This window comes from Pseudomonas lactucae (assembly GCF_016937615.1).
Taxonomy (GTDB): domain Bacteria; phylum Pseudomonadota; class Gammaproteobacteria; order Pseudomonadales; family Pseudomonadaceae; genus Aquipseudomonas; species Aquipseudomonas lactucae.
In genome coordinates this window covers 18,764-41,337 of sequence record NZ_JAFHKI010000016.1, presented here as the reverse complement: position 1 = coordinate 41,337, position 22,574 = coordinate 18,764, and the positions used below count along the sequence as shown (strand labels likewise).

The window sequence follows — 22,574 nt, the reverse complement described above, 5'->3', positions numbered from 1 at the left end:
GATGATGCGTGCTTTAAATTCCAGGTTCAAAGCCTATCTAACAATAAAGGAAGGAATTAGCCATGAGTGCGCTCGGGAATACCTCTGTGATCGATCAGGGCGACAGCGTTTGTATCATCGGTTCGGGGGCGGGTGGTTTAAGTGCGGCGCGCGCCCTGAAAGCGCAAAACATCGCCTACGATCAGTTCGAGCGGCACGCGCAAGTGGGTGGCATCTGGGACATCAATAACAGTGGTACACCGATGTACGAGTCGGCGCACTTCATCTCTTCTCGTGACTTGTCCGGCTTCGTCGGTTTTCCCATGCCCCGGGATTACCCGGACTACCCCTCACACCGTCAAATCGCTCACTACCTCAGGAGTTTCGCCGACGCCTTCGGCTTGCGCGAGGCGATTCAATTCAATACCTCGGTCAGCCTGATCGAAAAAGACCCTGAAAACCGCTGGCGGGTGACGCTCAGCGACGGTGTTGTAAAACGCTATCGCTGGGTGATATTGGCCACCGGTACCAACTGGAAACCGAACCTGCCGTCATTCCGGGGTGAGTTCAACGGCGAAATCCGTCACTCCAACACGTTTAAATCCGGGCGTGAGTTCCAAGGCAAACGCGTGCTGGTGGTCGGTGCCGGCAATTCAGGCGCGGATATTTCCTGCGAGGCGGCGATCCATGCCGACCAGGCCTTTATCAGCATGCGTCGCGGCTATTATTTCATTCCCAAGCATGTGTTCGGCATGCCGGTCGACAAGTTCAACGAAGGCCCGCATTTGCCGTTGTGGTTGGCGCGGCCGGTGTTCAAAGGGCTGTTGCGCTTGTTGGTCGGCGACTTGACACGCTGGGGGCTGCCGAAGCCGGATCACGCGTTGTTCGAAACCCACCCGATCATCAATTCGCAACTGCTGCACCATCTGCAGCACGGCAATATTTCCGTGCGCAAAAACATTGACCGCTTTGAAGGCGACAGCGTGGTCTTTGAGGATGGTACTCGCGAGCAGGTCGACCTGGTGCTGTGCGCGACGGGCTACCAGTGGGGGGCCGATTGCGCGACGTCAGTTTTTCGAGTGGAAGAACGGGCGCCGCTGATGTACCTGTCGATGTTCAGCCGCACCCACCGCAACCTCTGCGCCATTGGATACCTGGACCAGAACTCCAGCGCGTTCAAAACCTTCGATACCCAGGCGCTGACCCTGGCCGCGTATTTCCGTGCGCAGCTTGAAGGCTCGGCGACGGCCTTGCAGTTCGAACAACTGATCCAACGCGATGAGCCTGACCTGAGCGGCGGTATTCAATTCGTCAAGTCGGACCGCCATGCGGTGTATCTGGACGCGCGCGCCTTCCTTGCCTACCTGGAAAAGCTGCGCGCCGACCTGAACTGGCCAGCCTTGGGCGAGCATACCTACGATGCCCTGAAGCAGTCCTCTCGTCAGGCAATGACGACACCCCAGCCGGCGCCGGTATTGCAGGAGGTCAGCGTCCATGGCGAGTAATCGGATGTTTACGGGCTGGGTTGCGCTGATCACTGGCGGCGCGGGTGGATTGGGCCGTGCGATTGCCGCCGCGCTGATCGGGCGCGGTATCAAGTGTCTGCTGGTGGACATCGACCCTGATCGCCTGGCACAGGCAAGCAGAGCCCTTGGACCGATGGCACTGACTTACCAGGCCGACCTGACGGACGCCACGGCGCTGGAAGGGCTGATCAACCATGTGCATGATGAGTTTGGGCGCCTGGACCTGCTGGTCAATAACGCCGGGATACTCAGCAACACGCCGTTCGAAGTCCGCTCAATGCAATCGATCAGCCATGAAGTGCAGCTCAACATGCTGGTGCCGATCGCGCTGACTCAGGCGCTCCTCGGGTTGCTGCAACAGGCTGTTGACGGTCGGGTGATTTCCATCGTGTCGGTGGGTGGGTTATTCCCAATGCCGGAAACCTGTATTTATTCGGCGTCGAAGTTCGGTCTGCGCGGAGCGATGCTGTGCCTGGGGCTGGATGGTAAACGGCTCGGCGTCACGTTCACCATCGTCAACCCATCGGCCACCGAAACGCCGATGCTGATGCGTGAGGCGATTGAGGACGGTAACAAAATGCAGTTCCTGGACCCACCGCAAATGCCCGAGGACGTGGCTCAAACCGTGCTCAAGGCGCTGGATAAACCTCGCTTGGAGATGTTCGTAAGACCGAGCGAATCCTGGACGGCACGCCTGGTGATGCTGGCTCCCGGTATCTTGCCCCGGGTGTTGCCGCTGTTTCAGCGCAAAAGCGAAACCGGCCATCGCAACTACCTGGTTTCCCTTGAGCAGCGGGGCTTGATAACCCGCGAGGGGCACGGCTGGCGCCTGAAGTTGCCGGAGAACTGATTGTGCCTTGCAGACGCACTGACTTTGCATCAGCCTCCGGCCAGTATCCCCAAGCCCAGAGTCCAGCGCTGAGCACTGGACTGACTTTATTGCAAGGGGCCCACTACTTGCCGATAACGCTCTTCCCCTTGCGGCGTCTGGCGGGTCAGCTTGATCTCCAGGCCAAGAGGGTCGTTCTTGCGGTTGCCGGCGAGCTGACGCCAGCCTTTGCCGGCTTCCCAGAAGCGTACCTGCAGGTCACTGATGCCGGACAACGCAGCCGCTGCTTTTTTGGGCGCAGGTAAGGGGTATCGGTCACTGGCCGCTGATGTGGCGCGGTACAAGGTGTCGCCGTCCAACCACCAGCGTACGCGTTGCAAACCGATCTCTGGAGGTGCTGCGCTACGGATGACGTCCAGTTGAAAATCATGATTGTCGGAGCTGCGAACGCTGACTGCCGGGAGGTCGTCGGGCTGCTCATCCTCGGTCAAGCCTGGGGTGCGCAGTTCGATACTCGCGCGCAGGGCCAGGTCGCGTTCCAACTGGTTCAATGTGCGCAATAACGCCTGGGTCTGTTCCGTACTGCTCTGCAGATGGCTGTCGGCCCGGCTCACGCTGTCGAGGCCGCGCCAAGCGATAAGGCTGACAATGGCCATCAGCATGATCGCCACCATGACCTCTATCAGCGTAAAACCGTGCTGGTCTGTTTTCATGGTTCGTTCGCCACGCGAACTTGCCCGGTCGCGGTGAGTTGAACTGTGAGTTGGTGCTGGCCATCCGAGAGCCGCAACTGGAGAGGGGAGGCGAACCATTCGGCATTCACTACCACTCGTTGCCTGGGGGTTACGCGCACGCTCATTGACGGGGTTTCCCAGGCCCGAGGACGCAGTTGCGGGTCGTTCACAAAATGATCCCAGCCGTGGCCTGATTCGCTGCGACGACTGAAGTGAAACCCTTTATTGTTTGCCTGCCAGGTGATTGGGCGGCCGTCGGCACGGGCTTCGGCCTGGGCGATTTGCAGCCGTTGGGCCACTTGGTTGGCGTCCTTGCGCAGTAACTGCAAGCCATTACCGATGAGGTCAAGGACACTCCGATTATCTACAGCAAGCCCGAAGGCTATGAGACGGTGCGCTATCCGCTGTCCGGGTTCCTGGGCACTGAACCGGACCGCGTAGCCACGGCGGCGCACAACGCGCAGTTCCAGGACCCGGCGAAGAACATCACCTACCTCAACGATAACGTCAGTACCTGGCTGAGCGGCCAGATCAAGATCGGTGGCAAGTGGCGCGGCGAGGTGTTCAGTCGCTTCGAAGCCTGCCTCGACTCTCCGAACTACACGCTGTTCTCCAATACAACCTCCGCCGGCGCGAAGAACGACGCGGACCCGGAGGGCCACCACAATGTACCGCTGGAGGAACCGCACAACTTCATGCACTTGGCAGTCGGCGGTTTCGACTACCCGGGGCAGGGCGACAGTTCAGCGATCCCCGGGGCCAATGGCGATATGGGCGAGAATGAAACCGCCGGCCTGGACCCGATTTTCTTCTTCCACCACTGCTTTATCGACTATGTGTTCTGGACGTGGCAGCGCCGACAAGGGGCCACCGATGAATTCAGCATCGACCCCAAGGATCCCGGCGCCACTTACTATAAGCCCGACGGTGTGCAGCCTCCTGCGGGCGGCGCCGGCCTGGACCCGAACGCCATCCTGAGCCTGGATACCACCCTGGACCCCTTCGTCAAGGCCGATGGCAAACCCTTCACCACCCGTGATTGCTTCAATATCGAGAAGCAACTGGGCTACGTCTATGGCGTCGGTTCCCTGGATGCCTATGCCCAACCCGCCAAGCAGTTGCTGTTCAAGGCCGAGGTAGCGCAGCCAACTGGCAAGACCTTGCGCATCAGCCGTATCAACCGAGCGAAAATCCGTGGTTCGTTCCTGATCTCGGCCTACGCCAAGGTTGACGGCAATCGCGAGTACCTGGGTACCCGGCCAATACTCAGCCGTTGGCACGTCGAAGGTTGCATGAACTGCCAGACGCACCTGGAAGCCAAGGCCACCTTCAAGCTTCCACTCAACGCCGATAACTCGACGATTGACGAAGACAGTATCGAGGTGGAAATACAGACCCGTGACACGGTCCTGAAGCAGCCAAATACGGCAGGTCTGCTCAGCACCGGCAACGCCGCCACTGCGCACGCGCCGTTCAAGCTGGAAACCTACTGATCCATAACGGACTCGCCCACTGCTGGCGTGGCGGCCGAAGGCAATCTTCGGTCGCTGCGCCTGACCGTCCAGGCCGGATGCTTCCCGTCCGGTTGGCTGGTTTGGAGTGGCCCCCCAGCGCTCTATTTATCAGTTCAGTGTGTTGCTGAAATCACGCAGGCGCACGTCGCTCAGGTTGCCGGTCGATGCCAACAGGTGCAATTGGGCCATCAGAATGGCATAGCGCTGTTGGGCGAGGCGTTGCTGGGTATCGGTGACTTTCTGCCGGGCATCCAGTACGTCGGTGTTGATACGTGAGCCGGCCTCGAAGCCGTGGGTCACGGAGGCGAGGTTGATCTGGCTGGAGTTGAGTGCCTGCTTGAGTGCCTGGTATTGGCTCATGCCGTTGGTCACTTGCAGATAGGCCTGGCGTGCCATCAGCCCGGCGCTGCGGCGCGCATCTTCCACCTCATCGGCCGCCTTGCTTTGCAGCGCGTGGGCTTCACGCACGCGGCTGCTGGTGCGGCGCCGCCGTAGAGCGGGACGCTCAGTTTGACCCCCACCACGGTCTGGTTATAGCGATTCTCCGGCAGCGTAACATCGTACACTTCACCGCCGACCGAGGCGAAACGGCCATGGGCGGCGATCAGATCAAGGGTCGGCAAGTGACCGGCCCGTTCCTTGTCGATGTCCATTTCGGCCAGGCGCTGGGCAATCTGCGCGGCCTGTACGGCGAGGTTTCCCTGTTGCGCACTGTTAGCCCAATCCCCGATGGCCGCGGGCACTGGGGCACTGAACTGCAGCTCTTTATCTGACCACGGCCGGGCCTGTGCGGCGGTCAATTGGGTGAGCGTTTCGTTGGCGATATCCAGTGCACCACGCGTGGCAATCTGTTCGGCGAATGCCTGGTCATACTTGGCCTGTACCTGCGCGAGCGCGTTGGCGGTGGTGGCGCCGTCGGCCAGCAGCCGCTTGCTGCGAGCCTGGCTCTCGCGCAGCGTTTGCAATTGTTGCGTGTGGGTATGCAAGAGTTCCTGATTGAGCAGTACGTCGAAATAAGCGCGGGCGACGCGCAGCATCAGGTCCTGGCGCGCCTGTTCGGTGTGTACCTCACTAGCACTGATCAACAGCTTGCTCTGGTCGTGGGCGATTACGTTCTGCCAGCGCAGCAGGGGTTGTGTGAGGACTACGGCATAGGCATTGGTGTTATTGCGATTGCGGTGGTAGTCGGACGAATCTTCGGCATCGACCCAGGCCGCGCCGCCGGTGACGGACAGGTCCGGCAGCAGGTTGGCACGGCTTTGCGGTTCCTTTTCCGCCGTGGCCAATTGCTGGGCCTGGGCGGCGGCGAATCGCATGTCGTGGGTCAACGCCTTTTGGTACAGGTGATACAAGTCATTTGCCGATGCCTGTGCGGACCCGCAGGCGAGGGCCAGCCAGCACAGGGGCGTGAGCAGGGTGGTGGTTTTGAGAGGCAGGCCTGGAATACGCAAGGGGTGTGCTCCACTGAAAAAATTATCGACTGGGGGGGCTTCTGCGCATCATCAGCACCATGGGGATACCGATAGCCATCACGGCTCCCAATGTGCCGAACAACATGCTGAATGCCAGCATTTGCCCTTGTTCGCGCGCTTGCAGGTAAGGCATCAGGGCTACGGCTTGTTGATGGCTCGCCAGGCCCAGGGAGAGAAACAGCGGGTCGGTTTCCACGCCTCCCCAGCCGCTGGCGACGAGGCTGGATTCGGTGACATGTTCGGATAGCAGGCGGTAGCGCTCCCACGAGAACCGCGTGAGCAAGGTGGCGGCGATGGCGATGCCAACGCTGCCGCCCAGTTGGCGCATCAGGTTCAGTACACCCGAGGCGCCGGAGATCAGTGTCAGCGGCAGGCGACGCATTGCCAGGTTGGTCAGCGGCACGAAGATCATGCCCAGGCCCAGGCCGCGGATCACCAGGGGCCAGTAAAGCGTGCCCGGGTTACTGTCGAGGGTGAACTGGGTGTGCAGGAACATCGCATAGCAGTACATGACGATGCCCAGGGTGACGAACACGCGCTCGTCGATCCTGTTTTCCTGGGACAGTTTGCCGATCACCAGCGTGCTGATGGCGCTGGCCACTGCCCCCGGAAAAATCACCAGCCCGCTCTGGTACGCGCTTTGTGCCAACAGGGTCTGCAGGAACAGCGGCACCATGAACAAGGTGCTGTACAGCCCGAAGCCCACGCAAAACGCACAGATGCACCCCATCAGGAACTCGCGGTTCTGGAATAGCGCGACGTTGACGATCGGGTTGGCCACACGCCGCTCCCACCAGAAAAAGCCCACCAGGCTGAAGCTGCTGAGCAACAGGCAGGCGACGGTCCAGTTGGACGCCATCCAGTCCCAATGTTCGCCGCGCTCCAGCAGGATCTGCAGGCTGCCGACGCCCAGAGCCAGCAAGCAGAAGCCGCTGTAGTCGACGCTGGTGGGTTTTTGCTCGTTGGGCGAGTCGCTGATACACAGCCAGCACAGCAGCAAGGCCACGGCACCGATGGGCAGGTTGATCAGGAAAATCCAATGCCACGACAATGTGTCGATCAGATACCCACCGACGGTGGGACCCAGGGTCGGCCCCATCATCACGCCCACGCCGTACAGCGCCATGCCGCTGCTGACCTTTTCCTTGGGGAATACGTCGTAGATGATCGCCTGGGAAATCCCCAGCAAACCGCCGCCCGCCAGGCCTTGCAGCACCCGGAACGCGACCAGTTGCCAGAGCTCTGCAGACATCGCGCAACCCAGGGACGCCAGGACGAAGAGCGCGGTCGATACCAGGTAATAAGTACGCCGCCCAAACCACGCCGACAGCCAGCCACTCACCGGCAGAATCACCACGTTAGCCACCACGTAACCGGTGGAGACCCAGGAAATCTCATCGACCGACGCACCGTAGGTGCCCATCAGGCTGGGAATCGCCACGTTGACGATGGTGACATCGAGCAACTCCATCATCGACACCAGCGTGACGGTGAACGCAATCAGGTAGGGAGACCTCATAGCGTCTGGCTGGCATTGTGGGGTGTGGCGACTTCGACAAAGGCGCTCATGCCCGGGCTCAACAGCGCCCTGTAGTCATCGGGCACACCGGTGAGCGCGATGCGTACCTGCACACGCTGCACCACCTTGGTGAAGTTGCCCGTGGCATTCTCCTGGGGCAGCAATGAGAACTTCGCCCCGGTGGCCGGTGCCAGGCTTTCGACGACGCCGTCGAAGGCGCGCCCGGGGAATGCGTCCACCGTGACGCGGGCATTCTGGCCGACACGCACGCGACCCACCTGGGTCTCTTTGAAGTTGGCGATAATCCACAGCGGGTCGGTGGCGATCAGGCTCATGAGCTTTTGCCCGGCAACCACGAACTGGCCGGGCTCCACCTCTTTTTTCGAGACAATGCTGCGCACCGGCGCGGTCTGGCGGGTGTCGTTGAGCTTGATCCTGGCTTGTTCCAGCTCGGCTTGCGCGACCGCGATCCGATAGTCCTGCACCTTGAGCTCGGCCTTGTTGGCGAGGGTGCTTTGGGCGGCGGCCTGGACATTACTGCGCGCCACTTCCTGGGCATGGCTGAGGGCGTCGAAACGCGCCTTGGCCACCTCCTGGTCCTGAGTGCTCAGCACGCCCTGCGCACCCAGGCGACGGGCACGCTGGTAGTCGTTGCGCGCCTGCTCAAGGTTGGCGCTCGACTGAGCCAGGGCCGCCTGCGCGGCCTGGCGCATGGCAATCGCACCGAGAATCTGGCTGTCCAACGCGCCCGGAGCGCCCGCGCGTCCGGCGGCCGCAAGCAGCGCTTGCCATTGCGCTTCGCGCTGCTGCAGCTGGTACTGATATTCGCTGTCGCGAATCTGAAATAGCAGGTCACCGCTTTGTACCGTGACGTTGTCCATCACCGGCACACTGATCACTACGCCCGACAGCCTGGCCCGCACCGGGATGATCACCCCGTCCAGTTCCGCATTGTCGGTACTCACGTAGGTGCTGGAATACTGCCAGCGTTGCCAGCCCAGTAGCAGCAACCCGCCGACCACGACGACGCATAGCGTCAGTTTTATCAGCTTGCCTTTGGTCATGTGGTACTCCCTGTCGTTGCGCGTCGGTGTCAAGCAGGCTCGGAAACTGTTTCGACCTCACGCACTGGACGGTTCGCAGTGGGCCGGGCCTTGTCCAGCAGGAACTGGTGCACGCCATTCCACAGGTCAATGCGCGAGTTGATCGCGGTCCTGGCGCTTTCGACCATGTGCAGGTGTTGCGCGGGGGTGGTGACAATTTCGGCGATGATGCGCTTGGCTGCCGGGCCGTGTTCGTCACCATCCATCTCGATGTGGCGCTTGAGGTAGTACGTGAGCATCGGTACATCGTTTTCACTGACCGACCATTGCGACAGCAGCCGCCCAAACATGTCGGGGATGATGTCTTCGCGACCAAAGAAAAAGTACGCCAGCACCGCTTCGGTAGTGCCGTGTTGTGCAACATCAAGGGTCTGGCACATGAACACCTTGGCGGCCGTTGGAATACCCGGGTCGTTGAGCGCCTTTGCCAGGGGCACCCTGGCTTGGATGGCGGCAAGGAAGCGGCGGAATACGGTGCTGTCGGCGCCGATTTCATCCATGGCCGTGAGGTACAGGTCCAGGTGGCTGATAAAACCACCGTCGGGGTGTTCGTCGGTTTCTTCACCGACCACGATTTCATTGATCAGGCGGGCGGCGGTGATGTGTACCGGCGGCACCCAGGGCAACTCCACACAGGTGAGGTCGCGCTGGATGCGCTTGAGCAGGGTCATGAAGTCCCATACGGCGAACACATGAAATTCCATCAGTGTGCGCACGTCTTCCACGGTGCGGATATTTGCAAACAACGGGTGACCGAACAGCTGCTCGCGCTCGGTTTCAATGTGGCTATCGATATCAAAAGACATGCGTGCTCCTGCGGCCTGAAGGTTCAGGCGGGAAATACAGTGGGAAATTAAGGGTGTGTGTCGCTGACCGTGTTTCCACGGTAGGGGTGGCGACTGGACGCGTATCGGAAAGACCGGACGAAGTGCTTTTCCAGCAGGTATTGCCGATCTGCGTACCACCCCGCGTCCAGCAGCTGGCGGTGTACCTTGGGCAGTCGCCAGCACGGTACCGCGGGGTAAAAATGATGCTCCAGGTGGAAGTTCGAGCCGGCGTGCAGCCAGGTGTTGAGGCGTGAGGTCCGTGAACGCGCGGGTGGCAGTTGATGGCCTGCGTCGAAAGCATGTTCCTGATAGGCATTGACCGCCGAGATCAGAAACGCCATCGCCAGGCTCAGGGAAAACCCCAGCAACAGCCCGTCGACACGCCACATGGCCAGCCCGTAAACGCCGAGCCAGCCAGCCTGGCAGGCGATATTGCAGCGGGCCAGACGTTGCACCTGAACCGCGCTCAACGGCAGTGGCGAGGGCGTGCTCAGTGGCCCGAACGCCAGGCGCCAGGTGGCCTGCATATAGCTCAGGGTGGCCATCAAGCGCGACAGGGTGATGCGGCTTGCCAGCGTGTGGTAGCGCGAAAAGAGCCGATAGTCCGGGTCCTTCTCGCTGTTGCTGTAACGATGGTGTTGCCAATGGTCCACGAAGTAACCGGTCACACAGAACCCCGGCAGCAACGCACTGGTGGCAATGCCCAGGTAGCAGCTGTGCAGGGGGTTTTCACTCAGGTTGAAGTGGAAACCTTCATGCCCGAGGATCGCTTGCAGAAACAGCCCGTATCCGGCCAATACCACCAGCGGCGAACACACCGCCACCCACAAGGGTGAGGCTGTGTTCGCCACCCACACAAACAGCGCGAGTGGCAGCAGGTACAGGCACAAGGCGTAGGCGATGATCAGCAAGGACTCTCTCGGCCGGGCCTTGAACAAGGCACGGTCGAGGCGCAGCTGGGGCTTGGGGTGCAGGTGGCTGGCCATTGGCGACGGCTTACTCGATCAGTTCAGGGTTGAGCACCAGATGGCCGCCACGCGTGAGCGTGCGCAGGCGCAGGGCGATAAAGGCATCGACCACGCTTGGCATACTGCGCGCGGTGTACATGGCCAGCGTGCCCATGAACGTCAGCCCACGGTTGCGCAGGCCATTTTTCTGGCAGGCGCGCACCAGGCCGCCAGCGGCCGCATCGAGTTTTTCTTCGAGGGACAGCAGGGTCTTGTCGCCCCACTTGAACGTCACCAGGCGCTTGACCGACAGGCCCACACGCTGCGCCGGCAAGTGGATCGCCGTGTCGATGAACCCCGGGTACACCGTGACCACGTCAAGTTCCCCGCGGTACTGCATGCGCAACACGTCCGAATAAGCGCTCAGCGCGCGTTTGCTGGCGGCGTAGGCGGCCACGTAGGGCGCATTCACCAATGCAAACAGTGAGGACACGTTGACCACTTTGCCGCGCTTGCGCAGCAACCCCGGCAGGAACCCCGAGACCAGTTGCCAGGGCGCGAACAGATTGACATCGACCGCGCGGGTCACCTCAGCGGTGACCCCGGTTTCGCCACGTTCCAGGGTCAGGGTGCCGGCGTTATTGACCAGGATGTCGATGTCACCGAAATCGGTGCTGATGGCGCCGATCACGGTGGCCAGGGCGTGACGGTCGCACAGGTCGACTTGATAAAACGCGTCCAGCAACCCGTCGTCTTGCGGCGCGAGGATGTCGATACCAATCACCGTGGCGCCTTGTTGCTTGAGCTTGCAGGCTGCCGCAAACCCCAGGCCGCGTGCGGTACCGGTGATAACAATGATTTTTCCGAGCAGGTTCATGAGTGCGTTCCGGTCATGCTGAAGGTTGAGTCGGACAAGTAGGTGTTGAGGTGGGTCGCCATCGAGATCTTCGCCGGCGGATGGAACTGCAAGCCGCGGCAGGCCATCAACCCGTTGGAACTCAGGTTGCTGGTGATGAACGCCATCCCGCCCAGCATGGCGTGGGCCTGGTCGGAGAGCTGGGCAAGCCGCTGTTCGATGCCATAGCGCACCAGCAGCAGACGGGCCAGCACGTTCGGCAAGTCCTGCGGGTTACGCTCGATATCCAGGGCGGCGCCTTCCAGCGCGCTGATCGCCAATTGCAGGTCGGCCGCCAGGTCCACGCGGTGATGCGCGGTCCAGCGTGCGGCGTTTGTCACCGACTCGATCAGACCAGCGCAGGCCCCGACATAGGAGGCGCAAATCAACAGTTCGAACCAGATAAAGCCCACGGTCTGCACGTCACCCAGCAGGTGTGTATAGCCTGCGGAAAACAGCATGCGCTCGGGTACCAGGACTTCGTTGAGGCGCACTTCGATACTTTCCGCGGCGGCCAACGCGCTGTTCTGCCAGAAGGCGCTACGGCTGATGCCGGGTGCCGTGGCAGGAATCAATGCGACCATCAGCTCTTCGCCATTCGGGGTCTGGCGGATGTAGCTGGCGGTGAGCAGGTCCATCGACTGCCCGAGGCAGCAGGGCTTTTTGCTGCCGCTGAGCAATACCCCTTCCGGGGTGTGCACCGCCTGCATCGCCGAGTCAAGGATGCCCGCCCCTGAAGTGCCTTCGGCAAACCCCGAAGACAGCAGTAAGCGATTTTGTGCGACGGCCGCCAGCAACAGACCTTCGGCGCCGCCGCCGTTTTGCGTGAGTGCCAACAAGCTCGCCACGGAAAACTGGTGCATGGTGCTCGCTACCGCCAGCGAGGGCGATCGGGCTCCCAGGGCGATCTGTACATGCATCGCGTCGAAGATGTCCGCACCCAGCCCGCCCGCTGCAGGGTTGACCAATAAGCCTACCGGGCCATGTCGCTTGAACAGGGCGATGACGTCGCTCTGGGGCGTTTCGCGTTCGGCGCAGGGGATGGCTGCCAGGCGCTCGTCAAAACCTGGTGCGTAGCGTTGAAGCAGGGCGCGTGAGCGGTTTAGCAATGACAGTGACATGGCTCAGGCCTTCAAATAGCTCGCCGGAAACAGGCCGGTGATGATCGAGTGGATATTGTCCCGGATGGCTTGTTTGGCCACGGGGTCGAGCATGTCCGCGAGCATTGGCAGGCCCAGGTCGAAGCGTGATTTAAAGGTGATGATCGCGTCCTTGCCGTCCGGCAAGACGTGCCAGGTGCCGGAGAAGTGATCGACATCGCCGGCCATTTGCTCGAAATGAATCTCCCGGGTGTCGGCATTGAAGGTGTCACGCTCCTGCCACTTGAGGATGCCGCTGTGGAAGTTGACCTCCCACGAGGTGAACGACACCTGCTCGCTGACCTTGTTGATGGTGATGTTGCGCACCGATTCGCAGAGTTCTTCGTAGTTGCTGAAATCGCTGATCACGGCAAACACTTCATCTGCGCAGGCATGAGGAATATGGGCCTGCACGTTGACTTCTTGCATGGGGAGAATCTCCATTCAAAGGGGGGGCATTGAGGTGGTCAGCGCCTGGGCGAAACCTTCGATCAACCAGTTGCAGTCCTGGGCGGTCAGCAGCGGCGACGGCGTGAGCCTTAGCACCCTGTGGTCATTGAGCGAATGGCAGACGATGATTCGCTGCTCGATCAGGGCCATGACCATGTTGGCGGTGATTGAGGCGTCGGCGAATTCAAAACCCAGCAGCAAACCGGCACTGCGCAGCACGACGCGCTCGGTCCAGCCCCGTTGCTGCAACAATGCGCTGAAGCGGGCGTGCAGGTCCTGGCCCAGCAACCGGGCACGCGCCACCAGGTCTTCCTGCACCATGACTTGCAGCGTGGCCTGCACCGCCGCCATGGCCAGCGGGTTGGCGCCGAAGGTCGAGGTATGGACCGTGGGGTTGCGGTTGAAGGGCGCGTAGATCGCGGGGCTGGCGACCATCGCACTGACCGGCACGCAACCCCCGGACAGGCTTTTACCCACCAGCATGATGTCGGGCACTACCTGTTCCAGATCGCAGCCCCACCAGAAGCCGGTGCGGCCCAGGCCGGACTGGATCTCGTCGATAATGAGCACCGCACCATATTGATCGCACAGTTCGCGCACGCGTCTGAGGTAGCCCGATGGCGGCAGGATCACCCCGGCTTCGGCCTGGATCGGTTCGAGGATCACGCAGGCCTTGTCCGGTGATGCGCGCAGTTGCTGTTCCAGTGCGTCGCTGTCGCCGAACGGCACGAACTCGCTGTCGCTGAGCAACCCACTGAACGGCTCGCGGTAGCTTTCGCGGCCGGTGACGGCGAGGGCGCCGAGGGTCTTGCCGTGGAAGCCGCCGAGGGTTGACAGCGTGCGGCGGCAGCCGTTGAGGCGGGCGAGTTTCAAGCCGGCTTCAGTAGCCTCGGCGCCCGAGTTGCAAAAGAACACATAGTCCAGATTACCCGGGCACTGCGCGGCCAGGGCATGCGCGGCCAAGGCCTGTTGCGGGTTGAGCAACAGCTTGCTGGCCAGGGCGTTTTGCTGCAGTTGCCGAGTGACCGCTTCCACGACCACCGGGTGGCCGTGGCCGAGGAAAAACACGCCATAGCCGCCGGCGTCCAGGTACTGGCGGCCCTGGTCGTCATAAATGTAGACGCCACGGCTGGATTGCTCGATCGGCAGGTTCATCAGTGAGGCGAGGCGTGCGTAGCCCGAGTTAACGTGCTGGCGCAGGTACTGGTCGACCTGTGCGGCGTCAACGGTGGGCTCAATGACCATCGGGTTCATGCTGCGCTTGCCTCTGTGGACAGTGGCACCGGCTGTTTGAGCACGCGGGTCAACGCCCCCAGCTTGGGCGCCAGGTGGTTGAGCGACAGCAGTAACTCACGGCTGACGTCACGCTGACTGAACGCGGGCTCGCCGAGTAACTGCGGCAACGATGTAGGCAGCGGCGTACGCAGGCAGGCATAGCGGCACAACTGGGTGGCGCGGGTCAGGGCGGCCTGGATATTGCCACTCAGCGCCGGCAGAAATACCGGGCGGATCAAGCGTTCATAAATGTCCGGCGCCATGCAGCGTGGCCGTGTGAACGGCTGCGCCTGGGCGTCCATGGACTGGCACATCAGGTCCAGCAGGCCAGTGAGATCGAGGGCCTGGGGGCCGCTGGTGAGAAAATAGTCGTCGCCGATCAAGCGCTGGCGCAACGCGTTGGCAATCGCCTGCGCCGCAACGTCACGGGCGATCAGGTCGATATAGCCTGCAGGTGGGCAGGGCACGATGGGCAGCACGCCGGACATCATCAGCCCCATGGTCATATGGAAGCCCTGGAAGTTGGGCATATGCCCGGTGTCTGCGTCGCCGATGATGATGGACGGCCGAAAAATCGACACATCGATACCGGCCGAGCGCACCAGGGTTTCGGCCTGGCGCTTGGCGACTTCGTAAGGGGTCTGCGCTTGCACACCTTCGTAATAGTCGCAGGGATGGGTAAAGGCGGTGCTGATGTGATACAGCGGCACCTTGGCCTGTTGCACAAAAGCCACGACGTTTTCGGTGCCAAGGTAGTTCACCGAAAAGATTTGATCGACATCGCCATCCAGGCGGGTCACCGCTGCGGCGTGGATCACCCAGTCGACACGCTCAAGCAGCGCGGCATAAGCGTCGGCAGCCAATCCGAGGCGAGGGCTGCAGATATCGCCCTTGAGCACTTCCACCCGTGGATCGCGGATGCGGCTTTTGCGCGCCAGACAGACCAAGTGAACATCCTCTGCCAGGCAGTCGATCAATGACTCACCCAGTACGCCTGAGCCTCCTGTGAGAAGGACGGTTAATTTTTGCTGTGCTGACATGTAGGGCGCTTCCTGCGGACTCATCGAAAGAATTAACGGGGCGTTTCGCCAAATCGCAGGCATGGGGGCCCGGGCGAACACGTGTGTATTCACTTTCGGTGGCGCTGAGATCCTCGGGGGAGCCAATCAGCGCTTAACGTTTTCGCGAATAAGATGCGATCGATATTGGCTTTTTGATATCAACGCGTCTTGAATGAAACGCTTGTCTTGCGCAAAACCTCGGCGGCGGTGCGCGGCGTCATGCCAATCATGCGGCGCATCATGCGGGCCAGATGCGCCTGGTCGGAGAAGCCACCGTCGGCGGCGGCGTCCGATAACGTCGAACCGCCGGCCAGGGATTTGGAGGCTCGCTCCAATTTGTTCCAGATGATCCATTGGGAGAGGGAGACCCCCATCTGGTGGGTGGCGACGCAGCGCAGGCGTGGGCTGGACAACCCCACCGCATGGGCGGCGCGACTGACGCTACCGGGGCCGTCGCGGTCCAGGCGCAGCATATTCAAGGCTTTGGAGAGCCGATGGTCGATCGGTGGGGTGATTGCCAGCAAACGCGAGAGAGCGTCGACAAAGTGCGGGAGGGATGCGGTATGGCGAAAGCACTCCAGCAGTTCATCACTGGCCAGGGCGATGCCATTGTCTTGCAGCAACGCATTGAGCGCACGGCCCAACGCAGTATCCGGACTGACATACACAAACGCCACCGGATGACTGTCGGCCACGGCGCGGTGTTCGACGTTGGGGCCGATGATCACACCCGCAGCACGGATCAACTGCCCGGGCAGCTCCAGAGTCACGGGTTGGCCTACGCCGATGCACAGTTGGATGGCGACATGGGAGTGGGCAGTGTTTTGATCCGCACGGCCAATGTAACCGGCCCATGAGTCGCCAAAGGTAACGCTGCCATCCCACATTTAAGGTCTTCCCTGACGCATTGGGTGATTGTTCTACGCGTGCAGGGTAGGCCTGCACAGGTCCGGATTCAAGCATTGAGCGCGGGCTTACCGTAGCAATGCTGCACAGGCGGGCCTGGTTGCCGCTCAGCAACACAGGGCGGTGTGGCGCACGGCCAGGGCTTTGACCGTGACGGCTGTATCGTCCTTTATACGCCGTCGTTGAGAGGCATCGCACAAAAGCGCTGGGCCCAACGATGCGCTTCACGAAATTGATGGACCGTCGAATAGTCGCTTCGACTGGCGAGTGCTTCAACGGCGGTTTTACGCAAGTCGCTGCCTTTATCCACGATCCAGACCCCCGGTTCACGGTCGCGCAGGGCCATTTCACCGAAACGGGTGGAGATGACGGGCAAGCCGAGGGCGCGATACTCATAGAATTTGATCGGGTCCACCGAGGCGGTCAGGCGGTTGAGCTTGAAAGGGATCAAGCCTACCGAAAACGTCGCCATGGCCGCGATTGCGTCGGCATGGGAGCAATCGGGAAGCAGCTCGATATTGTCAGGCAATAGGCATGAGGTCGGCGTGAAGAGCGGGCCGATCAGCCGGATCCGATTGGCTGGATTGGCGCGCGCCAGCGCGATGACCAAGTCCCAGTCGAACCAACGACCCAGCGTGCCGACGTAGCCGAGGACCTGTTGTTTGGCGCCCAGGTCCAGGCTTTCGATCGGCGCCAGTGCTTGCATGTCACAGGCATTGAGGGCCAGTTGTACAGGGTTGGTCATGCCCAAAAGTTTGTCGCGAAGCGGGGTGGAGGAGGCCATGACGTTGGAGATCCGCCGAATGAGTTGAGCCTGGCGGCGCTCCATGGCCCGGCGCGACAGGCCCTGATAAAACGCCGGAAAATCATCCATCGCATCGTAGACGGCGTGGCTTCCAGGGAGCCGCGCCAACAGTTGCAGGGCAAGTTCGGAAGGTTTTCCGACACACAGCATGCAGGGCCCTTGCGCACAAAATGCCGCGGCTTCTTTGAACAGGTTGCGCCACAGTTGCGTGAGCAGCAGTGCCGAGCCTGGAAGGGGCTCGATGGGTAAGCTGCGCGGCTTGCGCACGTGCAACCAGGGTGGAGGGGCAGCACTTTGTTCATGGGCGACGGGCGGCGCGCGCGTGAAATCGCTCAGTGTGGGTAAGCGTGTCGGATACGGATCGATCCACAGCACCGGCTCGCCGGTCTGCTGGTGATACCAATTGACGAAGTGATGGGGGCGCTGGCTGAAGCTGGCCCAAGGCACCGCGGACAGGTAAATCATGCGCATGGCTGCAAGTACCGGCGTAAAACATTGATGACGCAAAGTACCGTGTGGGTCATGCCTTTTGATGTCCTATCAGTGTCGCAAGTGAGCGGGCTATCCGGTCCGCGTTGGCCATGAGGGTCAGCGTGTGGGATTTCTCGGTGAGGCGGGGCAGGCAGGCGCCGTCGACAATATGCACGCCGCGAAGGCCTGCGACTTCGCCAAGGCTGTCGGTCTGTCCGATCCTGGGCGCCGCGTGCATGGGCAAAGTGCCCGCATAGTGGATATCCGCACCCGGCCTGCCGACGGTGAAGCTCATGGGCATCAGCAGCGCGCCCATCTTCCAGTAGATCCGGCGCAGCTTTGTCTCGGCGGTTTTCATCAGCTCAGGTAACTCGGGATGCGTGTGGCCGTTGATCTTCAACGAACCGTCGTGGCGCAAGATCGCCGTGTTGTTGGACAGGTGGCCGGGAAGGAAGATGTTGCCGACGACGCACGCGTTGAGCAGGTTTTTCAGCAGTTCGATGCTGTAGCGTTTGCTCAGCGCAATTCGGCTGACGAATTCGGTCATCGGCAAACCCGTGGTGCTGAATGTTGAACCGAAGGCGGTGGCGCTGGGCGTCAATGCCAGGGCGAATGACAGCTGGCCCAGGCCGAATGCCGGTACCCTGGGCGTTCCGAGCATTTTCGGCAGCCACAGCAGGAAGGCTGCCGTCGGCGATGACAGCAGCGGTACCGGGGCCGAGTGCTTCAGTTGCTTGAGGGCGAGCCGGGTCGAGGCGAGGGTGCCCGCCGCCAACAGCAAGCGGGTACCGCAGAAGCGCTGGGCGGAGCGAGAGTGGCTGATCGTCCATGAGCCGCCCTGTTGCTGCAGGTCCTCCACCAGAAAATCCTGGACATGCCGGAACCCCGGGTATTGCTTGAGCTTTTGTAGCTCTTGCGATGCGCTGTACAGGGCCTGATTGCCACACCCCCACAAGCAGTTTCCAGACAGGTCGCAGGCCTTGCGCTCGTTCATGGGCTGACTCAACACGGCTACCCTGGAGCGACCCAGGCGAAACCCCAGGTCGGGAAACGCCGAGCGGCGCCGGGCGTAGCGATCGAGCAGGCGCTGATGCAGCGAGTCCAGTGGCAGGGGCGGTTGCGACCACGCATCAAGTCCGAAGTAGCTTGAGAGATCGTCGTCGAGTCGGCCGCTGATACCGATCCGGCGAGCGACCGTTTCGTAGGACCTCTGCATATGCGAATAATCGATGGGCAGTCCGGCAAAGTCACTGGCTCCCAGCGTTGCCACACCGCAACCCCAGGCATTGGACAGACCGCCGGTGGCCAGTGAACCGATGCCGATAAAATTGTCGGTGTCGATGCGATTGCCGGCGCTGAAGCCCTCGAAGACATGCGCGTGGGCCGGCGTCTTGAGCTTGGGCGAGACGGCGTCCAATCGGTTCAGCGCATGGAACTGTTCGCCGATCATCCATTTCCACTGATGTTCGTCGTTGGCCCTGGCGCTGAGAAAGGGCCCCGGCGGTAACGTCGCGCACGCTGTTTCGGTCTGGGCATCGACCATCAGGACGTTGAGGCCCGCCTGGACCAGCGGATAGGCAGCCGACGTGCCGGCCGGGCCACTGCCGATAATGATTACATCGAATTCAGGCTTCATGGCGGGCCTCACTCCCAGACAACAGCCGGCGAGCCAAGGGGCGGCAGGCCAACGCGGCTAGCGTCCACACCAGTGCTTTGAACGAGGTGAGCCCCAGCGCGATTAATGCGCTGAACAGGCTGCGCGGTGGCTGGGTGCCGAGGAACACCTGGGCGCCCTGGGGGCTGGCTTCGGCAATCGCGAGTGCAATCTGCAGGCGCCAGGCCAGCGCCTGGCCGTCGGGCGTATGCAGCACGCCGGGGTTGTCCAGTAGCGCCAGCAGTATCGGCCAGTGCTTTAGCCAGCGTGAGTGAAGGATGGCGCCGCTGCTGCCGGCCTGTTCCAGTGCGCGGGCGTAGCGGCTGACCAGGCTTCGTTGCGGCGGGCGTTGAGCAGGTAGCTCAAAAGCATCGTGGCTTCCTGGAGCAGTGCTCGACGTTGTCCGCGACCGGATCGATGCATGCCGTGGGCAAGGGGGCGCAAACGGATACCGAGTTTTTGCAGCGAACCTTCGCTGTCCATAGGCGGCAGTTGAAGCAGGGAGAAAATTCGCTCCAGGCCCGATTTTGTGCTCAAGGAAGACCCCAATGACACCCGCAATAGCCGCAGCAATGGCACCGGCAGCGGAACAGGCAGGCGCATGGCACGCACCCGGTGCACGGCAATCGCCGCCAGGAAGCGGTCAAAGGCAATCGGCTCGATGGCGCCCAGGCAGAAGACTTCGCCACCCAGGTCGTCGCGCTCGACAACGGCCAGTATCGAGGCCGCGAGGTCGTCGACATGGATAGGTTGCACGCCAGGCGCCGGCATGAGGACCGGCATGAACGGGCTTCGCCGAACCAGCCCTGACAACAGGCCAAAGAGCCCGCGTTCGGGGCCACCATAGACTTGGCCGGGACGGATGACGGTGCCCCCGGCGGCCAGTACATGCTGTTCGATGCGCCATTTGGTCCGGCCATACACGCCAGGGGCCGTGGCTTGCGCGGTTTGACTGGAGATGAAAACGAACCTGGCGCCGCCTTGTCGGGCAGCATGGATCAGCGCCTGGGCTGCCTGTATTTCGGTTTCCGCGCCTGTGTGAGCGCCCGTTGAGGTGTCGGCCGCCAGATGGATCAACGCCTGAGTGTCGGCTGGCCACTCGGGGACCGGCCCCCCCAGATCATAAGGCAGCCAGGCATAGGCCGCGGGACACGGTTGGCGCGTGGCGCATATGACCTCGTGGCCGTTTGCCGCAGCGAGGGCTGACAAGCGTTGTCCGATGTAGCCTGTCGCGCCGGTAATCAATAGCTTCATCGTCATGTGCCTTTGGCGCGGTCAGTGGGAACAGGCCGGGGCGTATCGGAATGAAACACGAACAGTTTGCTGATCGAGTAGGTCAGGGCCACGCAGATCACATCGCTGATAAGTTTCACCGGAGCAGGGCTATTGATGAAATACAGCCCCAGGCTGAACAGCGCCGAAGCCACCGGAATATTGAGGGCGAGCAATGAGAAATAACGCACGGCTTGCGCCTTGCCGCTGGCGTGGGTCGACTGGAACGTGAAGTGGCGATGCAAAAAGAACGCGAACACACCGGCGACCATTTTGCCCGTGATGTTGGCCAGGACGGGGTAATCCTGAAACAGCGTCATCAATAGCAAAAAGGTCCCCATGTCCAACGCATAGGCCATGAGTTGGATGGCGCCATACCGGACAAAGGTCAAGACCGCCTCCTGATCACCACGATGTGATGCAGCGCCATTAGCCGTCTCAGCGGATACAGGAGTTTTTCTACGACTTTGAGCACCGGGATCAGCGCATCAGGCAGCAACTGGCGAAAGTTCAGGCCGCCCGAAATCAAGTAGCGCAGGTAATTGCCGCAGACTTCCTGGTGGACGATTTCCAGGCCCGGATGCTTGTGCTCGAACGCCTGCTTGTCGCGAACGAACACGATGTAGCTCAGCGCCTGGTTGGCACCGTTCATGGGGCCGGTCGAAGGGGTTTCCCAAGAGGGGAAGTGCTTGTCGAACCCTTCGGACTTGAACAGGCGTTTATACAGAAAGGCGGCAAAGGGGCCGTGAAAAGGCTCGATCAAAATGGCGCCGCCGCCGATCTTCAGTGTTCTTTCCAGTTCCGTGAAAAACCGCTCGGGGTGAGGGAAATGGTGAAAACAGTTCTGGCCATAAAAAGCCCTTACCGACTGATCGTCCAGGCTCATCGCCTCGGCGTCGAGCGCCATGTCCAGGGTCTCGGTCGCGACGATGTCCGTAGCCAAGACTTCAGGGTACGAATTGCGCATGGGCGCGATGCCCGCCCCGAGTTCCACGTCAAGGCCCTGGACCTTGAAATAGCGGTCGGCCAAGCGATGAAACCCATGGTGGAACTCGACGAACACGTCCCGCAGCATCCGTTTGCGCTCAAGCACCTTGCCGTGAAGTTCGAGGCGCGCGTAAGCATCGACATCCAAGGTCTTGAGCGATGGGTCCGATAAAAAATCTCTCAGCGCTTTAATGAGTGTTCTTCCCGCAATGAGGGGGCTTTGCCCCGCTTGTAATGGCGTGGCCTGCTGGGCACCGAGGCGATGTCATAGCCGAGAAACGCCATGATCAGCTGTAAACCCATGAGCATGGGCAATGCGCTGAGCATCACGGTTCCGGCCGGTGTCGCGATGCCGTGCTGTGCTGATTCGTACCAGTGATAACTGCCAAAGAGGATGCCGAAGACGAACATCACCATTCCGAGCGGCAATTCGATTGAAGCCAGGGACATGTCGCGCAGGTAGTAGTTGTAGAGCACGCGTTTGGTGAAATTGCGCACATGCTTGAACAGGAACTCGCCGACGATTTTCGAAACGTTGAGATGACTGACTTCGTCGCCGTAGCGGGCCTCCATCGGAATATCCACCACCACCGCGCGCAGTGTATTCAGGCGGAACAGGATGTCGGTTTCGAAGAAGTAGCGCTGACTGAGTTTGTCCAGGGGCAAGAGCCTGGCGACGTCACGGTGAATCGCCGTGTAGCCGTTAGTGGGATCGAACAGGTCCCAATAACCCGTCGACAGTTTGGCCATCAGCGACAATACCGCGTTGCCGAACAGACGCAGCCGCGGCATAGACTGGACCTCTTCCAGGTCAAAAAAACGATTGCCCTTGGTGTAGTCGGCTTCGCCCGCGAGGATCGGGTCGATGAACAACGGGATCAGGGCCGGGTCCATCTGGCCGTCGCCGTCGACTTTGACGATGATGCTCGCGCCGTCGGCGAGGGCGGCTCGATAGCCGGTCATGACCGCGCCGCCCACGCCTTTGTTGACGTCATGGGGCAGCACCCGCACCCGAGGGTCGTTGCAGGACGCCAGCACATGCTCGCCTGAGCCGTCCGGGCAGGCATCGTCAATGACATAGATGCGCCAGACCTGCGGCCCTATGGCCTCTATGACACCCATGATGTGCGCGGTGACCCGATAGCTGGGAATGACCACGGCGACGCGTTGTTCATCCGTGAAAAGCGCTGTTTTCGAGTTCATCGATAT

Annotated in this window: 24 protein-coding genes; 3 read left to right on the top strand and 21 right to left on the bottom strand. The window is 61.2% G+C overall.

Annotation, left to right across the window (positions count from 1 at the left end; all coding sequences use genetic code 11):
* Positions 1 to 62: 62 nt before the first annotated feature.
* Positions 63 to 1,484, top strand: coding sequence for a flavin-containing monooxygenase (locus JWR98_RS03630; RefSeq protein ID WP_205489304.1), 1,422 nt, complete (start codon positions 63 to 65; stop codon positions 1,482 to 1,484).
* Positions 1,474 to 2,355 (top strand): SDR family NAD(P)-dependent oxidoreductase, encoded by an 882-nt coding sequence (locus JWR98_RS03625; protein WP_205489303.1) that lies wholly within the window; start codon positions 1,474 to 1,476, stop codon positions 2,353 to 2,355. Before JWR98_RS03630 ends, JWR98_RS03625 begins: the two co-directional genes overlap by 11 nt.
* 86 nt (positions 2,356 to 2,441) lie before the next feature.
* Here JWR98_RS03625 and gspJ read toward each other — a convergent pair whose 3' ends face one another.
* Together gspJ and JWR98_RS03615 are read right to left on the bottom strand one after the other, a co-directional pair.
* Entirely contained in the window at positions 2,442 to 3,047 is a 606-nt protein-coding gene (gene gspJ, locus JWR98_RS03620) for a type II secretion system minor pseudopilin GspJ (RefSeq protein WP_205489302.1), read from the bottom strand.
* Positions 3,044 to 3,454, bottom strand: a complete 411-nt coding sequence (locus JWR98_RS03615; RefSeq protein WP_256858179.1) for a GspH/FimT family pseudopilin — start codon at positions 3,452 to 3,454, stop codon at positions 3,044 to 3,046. The genes gspJ and JWR98_RS03615 overlap by 4 nt, the downstream gene beginning before the upstream one ends.
* A 6-nt stretch (positions 3,455 to 3,460) precedes the next feature.
* Here JWR98_RS03615 and JWR98_RS03610 point away from each other — a divergent pair, with 6 nt between their 5' ends.
* Positions 3,461 to 4,561 (top strand): tyrosinase family protein, encoded by a 1,101-nt coding sequence (locus JWR98_RS03610; RefSeq protein ID WP_205489301.1) that lies wholly within the window; start codon positions 3,461 to 3,463, stop codon positions 4,559 to 4,561.
* Between the two features lie 129 nt (positions 4,562 to 4,690).
* On the opposite strand, the gene JWR98_RS30365 is transcribed toward JWR98_RS03610, so the two are convergent.
* From JWR98_RS30365 to JWR98_RS03525, 19 genes are all read right to left on the bottom strand, one after another.
* On the bottom strand, positions 4,691 to 5,050 hold the full coding sequence (locus JWR98_RS30365) for a TolC family protein (protein WP_482822914.1): 360 nt from the start codon (positions 5,048 to 5,050) through the stop codon (positions 4,691 to 4,693).
* Positions 4,978 to 6,033 (bottom strand): TolC family protein, encoded by a 1,056-nt coding sequence (locus JWR98_RS03605; protein WP_482822913.1) that lies wholly within the window; start codon positions 6,031 to 6,033, stop codon positions 4,978 to 4,980. Before JWR98_RS03605 ends, JWR98_RS30365 begins: the two co-directional genes overlap by 73 nt.
* A 22-nt stretch (positions 6,034 to 6,055) precedes the next feature.
* Positions 6,056 to 7,573 carry a DHA2 family efflux MFS transporter permease subunit gene (locus JWR98_RS03600; protein ID WP_205489300.1) on the bottom strand — a complete coding sequence of 506 codons (1,518 nt, stop codon included), beginning with the start codon at positions 7,571 to 7,573 and terminating at the stop codon, positions 6,056 to 6,058.
* A complete protein-coding gene (locus JWR98_RS03595) occupies positions 7,570 to 8,637 on the bottom strand; it encodes an HlyD family secretion protein (protein ID WP_205489299.1) in 1,068 nt (355 codons plus the stop codon). The genes JWR98_RS03600 and JWR98_RS03595 overlap by 4 nt, the downstream gene beginning before the upstream one ends.
* Before the next feature lie 29 nt (positions 8,638 to 8,666).
* The gene (locus tag JWR98_RS03590; RefSeq protein ID WP_078732589.1) at positions 8,667 to 9,482 is read right to left on the bottom strand and encodes a DUF3050 domain-containing protein; all 816 of its coding nucleotides are present in this window, start codon (positions 9,480 to 9,482) and stop codon (positions 8,667 to 8,669) included.
* A gap of 47 nt (positions 9,483 to 9,529) precedes the next feature.
* Complete coding sequence (locus tag JWR98_RS03585) at positions 9,530 to 10,489, bottom strand: fatty acid desaturase family protein (protein WP_078732590.1); 960 nt, start codon at positions 10,487 to 10,489, stop codon at positions 9,530 to 9,532.
* Between the two features lie 10 nt (positions 10,490 to 10,499).
* Positions 10,500 to 11,327, bottom strand: a complete 828-nt coding sequence (locus JWR98_RS03580; RefSeq protein ID WP_078732591.1) for an SDR family NAD(P)-dependent oxidoreductase — start codon at positions 11,325 to 11,327, stop codon at positions 10,500 to 10,502.
* A complete protein-coding gene (locus JWR98_RS03575) occupies positions 11,324 to 12,466 on the bottom strand; it encodes an acyl-CoA dehydrogenase family protein (protein ID WP_078732592.1) in 1,143 nt (380 codons plus the stop codon). The genes JWR98_RS03580 and JWR98_RS03575 overlap by 4 nt, the downstream gene beginning before the upstream one ends.
* 3 nt (positions 12,467 to 12,469) lie before the next feature.
* Positions 12,470 to 12,913, bottom strand: coding sequence for a type II toxin-antitoxin system RatA family toxin (locus JWR98_RS03570; protein WP_078732593.1), 444 nt, complete (start codon positions 12,911 to 12,913; stop codon positions 12,470 to 12,472).
* Between the two features lie 15 nt (positions 12,914 to 12,928).
* A complete protein-coding gene (locus JWR98_RS03565; protein WP_205489298.1) occupies positions 12,929 to 14,188 on the bottom strand; it encodes an aspartate aminotransferase family protein in 1,260 nt (419 codons plus the stop codon).
* On the bottom strand, positions 14,185 to 15,249 hold the full coding sequence (locus JWR98_RS03560; protein ID WP_205489297.1) for an SDR family oxidoreductase: 1,065 nt from the start codon (positions 15,247 to 15,249) through the stop codon (positions 14,185 to 14,187). The genes JWR98_RS03565 and JWR98_RS03560 overlap by 4 nt, the downstream gene beginning before the upstream one ends.
* A 179-nt stretch (positions 15,250 to 15,428) precedes the next feature.
* The gene (locus JWR98_RS03555) at positions 15,429 to 16,157 is read right to left on the bottom strand and encodes a helix-turn-helix domain-containing protein (protein WP_078732596.1); all 729 of its coding nucleotides are present in this window, start codon (positions 16,155 to 16,157) and stop codon (positions 15,429 to 15,431) included.
* A gap of 188 nt (positions 16,158 to 16,345) precedes the next feature.
* A complete protein-coding gene (locus JWR98_RS03550; RefSeq protein WP_205489296.1) occupies positions 16,346 to 17,452 on the bottom strand; it encodes a glycosyltransferase family protein in 1,107 nt (368 codons plus the stop codon).
* 49 nt (positions 17,453 to 17,501) lie between these two features.
* Positions 17,502 to 19,088: an FAD-dependent oxidoreductase gene (locus JWR98_RS03545; protein ID WP_078732598.1), complete on the bottom strand. Its 1,587-nt coding sequence runs from the start codon at positions 19,086 to 19,088 to the stop codon at positions 17,502 to 17,504.
* Complete coding sequence (locus tag JWR98_RS29220) at positions 19,078 to 19,323, bottom strand: hypothetical protein (RefSeq protein WP_225908540.1); 246 nt, start codon at positions 19,321 to 19,323, stop codon at positions 19,078 to 19,080. Before JWR98_RS29220 ends, JWR98_RS03545 begins: the two co-directional genes overlap by 11 nt.
* A gap of 41 nt (positions 19,324 to 19,364) precedes the next feature.
* Positions 19,365 to 20,360, bottom strand: a complete 996-nt coding sequence (locus JWR98_RS03540; RefSeq protein WP_225908539.1) for an NAD-dependent epimerase/dehydratase family protein — start codon at positions 20,358 to 20,360, stop codon at positions 19,365 to 19,367.
* Between the two features lie 2 nt (positions 20,361 to 20,362).
* Complete coding sequence (locus JWR98_RS03535) at positions 20,363 to 20,770, bottom strand: GtrA family protein (protein ID WP_205489295.1); 408 nt, start codon at positions 20,768 to 20,770, stop codon at positions 20,363 to 20,365.
* A complete protein-coding gene (locus JWR98_RS03530) occupies positions 20,767 to 21,513 on the bottom strand; it encodes a class I SAM-dependent methyltransferase (RefSeq protein WP_205489294.1) in 747 nt (248 codons plus the stop codon). The genes JWR98_RS03535 and JWR98_RS03530 overlap by 4 nt, the downstream gene beginning before the upstream one ends.
* Before the next feature lie 32 nt (positions 21,514 to 21,545).
* A complete protein-coding gene (locus JWR98_RS03525) occupies positions 21,546 to 22,568 on the bottom strand; it encodes a glycosyltransferase family 2 protein (RefSeq protein WP_078732602.1) in 1,023 nt (340 codons plus the stop codon).
* Positions 22,569 to 22,574 lie beyond the last annotated feature (6 nt).